At 48.3% G+C, this 7,725-nt stretch carries 5 protein-coding genes and 1 rRNA gene; 5 read left to right on the top strand and 1 reads right to left on the bottom strand.

Going from position 1 to position 7,725, the window contains the following annotated elements:
* The 5 genes from KDK13_RS15780 to KDK13_RS15760 form a co-directional block, all read left to right on the top strand.
* The coding region (locus tag KDK13_RS15780) for a hypothetical protein (RefSeq protein ID WP_257285934.1) at window positions 1-367 on the top strand (367 nt) is incomplete at its 5' end.
* 6 nt (window positions 368-373) lie between these two features.
* Entirely contained in the window at window positions 374-1,768 is a 1,395-nt protein-coding gene (locus KDK13_RS15775) for a S8 family peptidase (RefSeq protein WP_257285933.1), read from the top strand.
* 190 nt (window positions 1,769-1,958) lie between these two features.
* Complete coding sequence (locus tag KDK13_RS15770; protein ID WP_257285932.1) at window positions 1,959-4,085, top strand: TonB-dependent siderophore receptor; 2,127 nt, start codon at window positions 1,959-1,961, stop codon at window positions 4,083-4,085.
* A gap of 21 nt (window positions 4,086-4,106) precedes the next feature.
* A complete protein-coding gene (locus KDK13_RS15765) occupies window positions 4,107-4,640 on the top strand; it encodes a YfiR family protein (protein WP_257285931.1) in 534 nt (177 codons plus the stop codon).
* A 5-nt stretch (window positions 4,641-4,645) separates the two neighbouring features.
* Window positions 4,646-7,453: a response regulator gene (locus tag KDK13_RS15760; RefSeq protein WP_257285930.1), complete on the top strand. Its 2,808-nt coding sequence runs from the start codon at window positions 4,646-4,648 to the stop codon at window positions 7,451-7,453.
* A 186-nt stretch (window positions 7,454-7,639) separates the two neighbouring features.
* On the opposite strand, the gene rrf is transcribed toward KDK13_RS15760, so the two are convergent.
* A 5S ribosomal RNA gene (gene rrf, locus KDK13_RS15755) occupies window positions 7,640-7,725 on the bottom strand; the annotation flags it as partial.

Below are 7,725 nucleotides of genomic sequence, written 5' to 3'. Positions count from 1 at the left end.
GATCAAAAAAATACTGATAACTATCTCGCTGATAATGTTCAGCTTTGGTATTAAAGCAAAAACACCGGAGGGTGCGATCTCTACAAGATTCATTATTGGCTTCCACCCAGAGGCTTATCATGAGTTTGGTGGAGCTGTTGAAGCCTGTGAATATATTAAAAGACACAGTAAATTTGATCAGCCAATATCATTAGTCAGACCACTGGGTAATGCAGCCATTCTTGTTCATATCAATCAGCTTGATTACCCACAATCAGAAAGATTTATTAAACAATTGTTATCTATGGAGAAAGTTCGCTATGTCGAAATCGACAGCACGATGAATCCACTGCATAACCGAAATATGTATACCCTACCCCTCAGGTAAGAACCGATGAGCTCACTACTGACAAGGACCGTTTTAGCAGCAACACTGTTAACGCCAACATTCATTTCACAGGCTGAAGTGGATAATTACCGACTTTTATTACAACGAACAGATCGAGTCATTGTTCACTTTAAAGAAAAGCCTACCGAAGCCAGGGCATTAGCCTTTATTAAACAGGGGGTAACCCATGGTGGCTATGGGGTTGCTGCCGGAAAAAGGCAGGAAGTGCTGTCAATAGGAGCCACCGTTAATCTTCAAGATGCAAAAATTCTGGCAGAGGGATTAGAAGATGACCCTCAGGTAAAGTTTGCTGAACCAGACCTGGTAATGCAGACCATGAGAGTCCCGAATGACCCTCTTTATAATGAGCAATGGCACTACTATGAATCCGAGGCGGGCATTAATCTACCTGCAGCCTGGGACATATCCATTGGCAGTACTGACAATGTGATTGGTGTTATTGATACCGGAATTACTGACCATAAAGAGATTAACGACAGGCTGGTAGCCGGTTACGATTTTGTTTCAGATCCCTGGATGGCCAATGATGGTGATGGCTGGGATAGTAACCCCCGGGACCCCGGAGACTCTCTTCAACCCGGTGCCTGCGGAACCTCATTCGGTGCCCCTATTCCGGCTAATGCTCAAAAGAGCAGCTGGCACGGTACTCACGTTACGGGCACGATTGCGGCTAACACCAATGATAACACTGGTGTTTCAGGGGTAACCTGGCTCTCCAGGGTTCAAACCCTCAGGGCGCTTGGGCGATGTGGTGGTTATACCTCCGACATCGTTTCAGCCATGCGTTGGGGGGCTGGCCTGAGAGTCTACGGACTCCCGATAAACCCCAACCCGGCCAAAGTACTTAATTTAAGCCTTGGTGGTGAAGCGCTCTGGTGCCCGCAAACCTATCAGGATGCCATCGATGAAGTGGTTGCCGCGGGTGTCACAGTGGTCGTTGCGGCAGGTAATGAGCAACAAAATGTGGCGATAAGCACGCCGGCAAACTGCAAGAATGTCATTGTGGTTGGAGCGATCAATCGCACAGGAAATCGTAGCTGGTACTCAAATTATGGTACCGGTATCGACATTATGGCCCCCGGTGGTGAAACCCATTTCCAGGGCAATGGCATCCTGTCATTGTACAATTCAGGGCTGAAGGGCCCAAAAAATGGCTCCTACTCTGAACTACAAGGCACGAGCATGGCAGCACCACATATCGCGGGTTTGATTGACCTTAGCTACGCGGTCAATCCAACGCTGTCACCTTCTGAGCGTCTGCACCTCTTAAAAGAAACAGCAAGACCCTTTGCCCCGGATAGCAATTGCTCACCCTTCCGGTGCGGTGCCGGGATTGCTGATGCAGCAGCCTTCCTGAAAGCAATCCGGAAAGCCAGGTGAAAAATAGTCAGACGAGTCCTTAAATCAGGTCTAGGTCTTTAATAAAAGCCAACAAGATAAACAGGTATTGCAATACTTCATGCGAAACAGGCATTGTAGCAGTAGTACCTGGTATGAAGAGAGATTGATTCAGCAGTGCTTCTCTCTCCAATAAATCCAATGGCTTCAATAAATCCAATGGAGTGGAACCTTGAAACCATCAAATCATTCACTGGTGCTGGCTGGAATTTTTTCCTCTCTCATCACCCCCGTGAGTCTTAAGGCTGATTCAGATTTGGAAATTGCTGATGATGAGCTTCTGGATCTCAGTCTTGAACAGTTGATCTCCCTGGATGTCCCCGACGTCACATCGGTATCCAGGCGCAAACAGCGCCTGATGGACTCCCCCGCCGCTGTCTTTGTCATCACCAATGAGGATATTCAGCGCTCAGGCGTGACATCCATTCCAGAAGCACTGAGAATGGTGCCGGGCATGCAGGTAGCCCGGTTAAATGGCAATACCTGGTCCATCAGCACCCGGGGTTTTAACTATATTTTTGCCAATAAATTGCTGGTACTGATCGACGGGCGCACGGTTTATTCCCCTTTGTTCTCCGGTGTTAACTGGGATGTTCAGGACACCATGCTGGAAGACATTGCCCGTATTGAGGTGATTCGCGGCCCGGGTGCGGCGCTGTGGGGTGCCAATGCGGTCAATGGCGTGATCAATATTATTACCAAACATGCGGCAGATACCCAGGGCGGTCTGTTGTCCACAGGGTTTGGTTCCGAAGAAAAGGCCTTTGCGGCCTATCGCTATGGGGGTGAGCTGGGTGATGACGGTCATTACCGCGCTTTCTTCAAGACCTTCAATCGCGATGGCCTAGCGCACAAAGACGGTACCAATGCCAATGATGACTGGAGGATAAACCGGGCAGGATTTAAAGCGAACTGGCGGACAGAAACCGGGGCTGAAGCTTCACTTCAGAGTGAAATTTATGATGGCACAACCCGCCCTGCATTAAAAATCTTTAATGAAACGACACTGAGTCCGGATCTTATTATCAATCAAAGCAGAGATCAAAAGGGCGGGCACCTGATCGGCAGCTATAAACAGTATCTGGCTAACGGCAACCACTTTACACTTAAAGGCTACTTTGACCGCTATGAAAATTATGACTACCGGGTCACTGAAAAGCGCGATACTGCCGACCTTGAGTTCCAGCACCAGATACTCCCCGGCAACGATCATGACATCATCTGGGGCCTGGGTTATCGACTGACCCAATACAATCTCAGTGCCATGAACAACATCACTATGGCACCCACCAGGCGAACGGACCGGCTGTACAGCGCCTTTGTCCAGGATCATATTACCCTGTCACCGCAATGGTCTCTGACGCTCAGCTCACGCTTTGAGCATAACGACTTCACCGACTTCGAGATTCAACCCAATGCCAGCCTGACCTGGAAAATATCGGATCAGCAAACCCTGTGGATGAAAGCGGCCAGTGCGCTGAAGACGCCGTCAATCAGTGAAACCTCGGTAACTTCCCGTGGAATTGCATTCCTGCGGGAAGACGACGCCCCGGTACCGGGAACGGCCACTCCAGACTTGCTGGCTATCAGTGGCAATGATCAACTTGAGTCCGAAAGATTGTTTGCCCTGGAGGTAGGCTATAGAGAGCAATTTAATCACCGGCTGCTGTTTGATATCACTGCCTTTTTCAACCAATACCGGGATCTTTTGGCCTACGTTGACCGGTCTGGTTGTCTGGAAGGGACAGGGCCTGCACAACCTCCTTTCCCTGTGCCACTTTGTTCCTATAACCCTACCGCCCTGTCGCCATCAGTAGAGTATTCAACAACATTCTCCAATGGCCTGAGGGCAGATACCTACGGACTTGAACTCACAACAGACTGGCAAGCGACGACCTGGTGGAAACTGCAATTTAACTACAGTTTTCTGGGAGTTGATGCATTCAGTGATAGCAGCGGTTCACCCACAACCGATAGTTATCTCAAAGGCAATGAAAACCTTCTGGAAACCCTCAGTGCGGACCACACCGCCAATATCCGTTCCTATATGAACCTCCCCAACCAGTGGCACCTGGATTTCTGGGTACGTTACATGGATAACCTGAAAAATGCCCGGGTTAAGGCCTACACGGCACTGGACGTCAGGGTCGCCAAAAAATTCGGCAAAGATCTGGAGCTGTCCTTAACCGGCCAGAACCTGTTCGACAAACAACGGCTGGAATTCGATGAAATATTCAGCGGGCTCGGCGCAACTGAGGTACAGGAATCCTGGTACCTGCAGTTACGCTGGCAACATTAATCGGATGGGGGAGATCACTTCATGCCGATCATAATCAACAAAACATACGCAACCATTGCCATAGCTCTGCTCTGCTGCTTTAGCGTCACGCAATCCAAAGCCAGCGAGGTTACCAAAGCGGATAAGGTCAAGGCCGCCATTGTCTATAAACTGACCAAATTTGTCACATGGCCCGGAAAAAAGCAGACCCTGGCACTGTGCATTGTGGGTAGCGGAGCCATTAACAGTGAACTGTTAAAGATTAATCATAAATTCAGCATGGGACGGCGCATATCAGTCACGCATAAAACATCCACAGCACCGCTGGAAAAGCTGTGTGACATTGTCTACATCCATAACTCACCACCCAATGTCGTATCCGGGATCTTACAGAAATTAAACAATGAATCAGTACTGACCATCAGTGACAGTGAAAATTTCGCTTATCAAGGTGGCGTGATAGGGCTGATTCGTACCGGCAGCCGGATTCAATTTGCCATCAGTCAGAGTGCGAGCAAAAATGCGAGCCTTTCAATTAACGCCCAATTGATGAGGTTAGCCAAGGTTGTTAAATAATCATCATGATCACATTTAAGAACCTGCCCATTAAAAAGAAGTTACGATACGCCATGTTGCTAACGGCGTATTCCGTTCTGCTGGTCACCCTGAGTGTACAAACCGTGAGTGAATATATGCACTCGCGGTCTTTTCTGGTCAGTAAACTGGAAACGTTAGTTGAAGTCATTGGCGCAAATGCGCAGGCAGCCCTGATGTTTGAGGATACGGTAGCGGCCGGGCAACTATTGAACGGCTTCTCCAGCACCGATGAAATTGAAGCCGCCTACTTACTGAATCCGGCCGGTGAGCGTGTTGCAGGCTATTATCGCGAAAAGAAGCAACCCTGGGCTTTTACCCTTGAAGAGCTCAACCAGCCCGTTACGTTATTCAGCAAGTCCAAGCTGCATTTATATCGTCCCATCGATATGGATGGTCAGTTCATTGGTGCCATTTATATCCAGTCAAACCTGAGTGAATTCTACCTGCACCTGACCCATATCTTATTGTTGGCCATGATTGCGGCATTAATTTCTATCGTGCTGGCAGCAATGCTGAGTTCCAGGCTGCAAAAACTGCTGGCACGCCCCATTACGGAACTGGCCGATACCATCAGCGAAATCACTGAATACCAGCAATATGATCGCCATGTGCAAAAATACGATAACGATGAGATTGGACAACTGTATGACTGCTTCAATGACATGCTCATGCAGATAAAAGAGAGAGATGACCGACTGCAGCAGCATCGTGAAAACCTGGAAGCAACCGTAGCCAACCGGACTAATGAACTGAAAATGGCCAACCGGGGGTTAAAAGAAAATCTGACGGAGCTTAATGAAGCCAAAGAAGCAGCCCTGGATGCTGCGAAAGCAAAAAGTTCCTTCCTGGCCAACATGAGCCATGAAATCCGCACGCCGATGAATGGCGTTCTTGGCATGCTGGACCTGATGAAAGACACCCCGCTGACAAAAACACAAAATGATTTTCTGAATACCGCTTATTCCTCTGCTGACTCTCTACTCTCCATCATTAACGACATTCTCGACTTTTCAAAAATTGAAGCGGGCAAAATGACCATTGAAGAAGTGGATATTTCCGTCAGGGATGTTGTTGAGGATGTCTGTACATTACTGGCAGGCACTGCCCGGGAGAAGGGTCTGGAGCTTAGCTGCTACACCGATGTTGATCTGCCGGGAACACTGAAAGGTGACTCGGTAAGACTGAGACAGATTTTAACCAACCTCATTAGTAATGCCGTGAAGTTCACCATCAAAGGAGAGGTCAGCGTAAAGGTAAACCTCATCAAGCGATCACAGACGTCTGCCCAAATTGAGTTTTCTGTGGAGGATACCGGCATTGGTATTGCTGAACATATCCTGCCAACCCTGTTCAATGAGTTTACCCAGGCCGATGGCAGTACTACCCGAAAGTTTGGAGGCACCGGCCTGGGCCTGACGATCTCCAGACAATTAGTGGAATTAATGGGGGGCAACATCAGCGTTATCAGTGCTGAAGGTCTCGGCTCAACATTCACCTTCACCCTGGAGATGGAAATATCCCAGAACCAATACCAGCAAACATCACAGGTACTCCATGCACTGGATGGTATCAAGGCCCTGGTCGTTGATGATAACAACACCAACCGGGAGATTCTTCGCCACTATCTGACGGCCTGGGGCCTGAATCACAATGAGGCGTCAACGGTAAAAGACGCTCTCCAGATATTGAGAAAAGCCTATAACAATAACCAACCCTATGAGCTTGTCTTTCTGGATATGAATATGCCCGACATGGATGGGCTGGAATTGTCTAAAGTGATCGAAGATGATCCTAACCTGAATCCCATTCGCAGAATAATGCTCAGTTCAACCGGTTTTATCACTCAGGAAGAACAGCAGGCTGCCGGACTGTCCGCTTGCCTGAGCAAACCGTTCCGGCAGTCCAGCTTACTGGATACCACAATGCAGGTTATGCATCACCATCACGCAAGCCAGCAACCGGGTGGTATGGCTGATCAATTTGAAACAGAAGCAGCAGTATTCTCAGAAAACATTCAAATCCTGCTGGTAGAAGACAATGTGGTAAACCAGAAAGTCGCTATCAGCATGCTGAAAAAAATTGGTTTGCAACATATCCATTTAGCAGAAGATGGTCGTGAAGCTGTCGACATGAGTCGACATCAAACCTACGACCTGATGCTGATGGATTGCCAAATGCCCGAGATGAGCGGATATGAGGCCACAGGCCTGATCAGGCAAAGAGAGCGTGAGCAGCAGTTGCCCAGAATACCCATTATCGCGATGACAGCCAATGCAATGACTGAAGACAGGGAAAAGTGCCTGGCTGCCGGTATGGATGACTATCTGAGTAAACCGGTCAAAATTGACCACCTGAGGGAAAGGCTGGAACACTGGCTGATTCACGACACACCTCTGCGGGCAGCCATATTTGAGGCTGAAGAAAACACACAGGCTATTGCTTGTAAACTGGATCAGTACCCATTAATTGATCAGTCCGTATTCAATTCACTTCAAGAGCTGATGGAAGAAGAGTTCCCGGTGCTGATTGACAGCTATTTAGAAGACGCACCCAAACTAATGGCCGATATCCAGTTCTCCTCCAAAGACGCAGACCGGGAAGTGCTTGTAAGAGCGGCCCATACCCTGAAATCAAGCAGCAACAATCTTGGAGCAATACAGCTGGCAATGATTGCCGCCGACATAGAAAAGGAAGGGCAAGCTCATAAACTGGGAGAAGCGTCAGCGTTAATTCCTTCGCTACAATCAACGCTTGATAAAACCCTGAGTGTTCTTAGAGGGTCTGATACTTAACATCATCCCTTTAATGCTAATGCTTATAAATGGCGCCATATATACTTGCGCGACCACAAGCTTTAACTTCTGATGACCCTGATCGTATTTTCAAAATGTTTGCCGTGATCTCATTTCCTTCCTGTAATTTTTTAGCCTACAAAGAAAAAGCCCAGTTAATTGCTTAACTGGGCTTTTCTGTTTGGTGCCTGGCGATGTCCTACTCTCACATGGGGAAACCCCACACTACCATCGGCGATCGGTCATTTCACTACTGAGTTCGGGATGGGATC

Origin of the sequence: Endozoicomonas sp. SESOKO1 (assembly GCF_024606265.1) — a bacterium.
Classification (GTDB): domain Bacteria; phylum Pseudomonadota; class Gammaproteobacteria; order Pseudomonadales; family Endozoicomonadaceae; genus Endozoicomonas.
Note: the sequence above shows the minus strand (reverse complement) of the source record. Positions and strands in the feature narration are given on the sequence as shown.

What these genes read in the sequence shown, in the direction of transcription:
- KDK13_RS15765 (WP_257285931.1), top strand. Translation starts at nt 4,107, where the DNA reads ATGCCGATCATAATCAACAAAACATACGCAACCATTGCCATAGCTCTG.
- KDK13_RS15760 (WP_257285930.1), top strand. Translation starts at nt 4,646, where the DNA reads ATGATCACATTTAAGAACCTGCCCATTAAAAAGAAGTTACGATACGCC.
- KDK13_RS15775 (WP_257285933.1), top strand. Translation starts at nt 374, where the DNA reads ATGAGCTCACTACTGACAAGGACCGTTTTAGCAGCAACACTGTTAACG.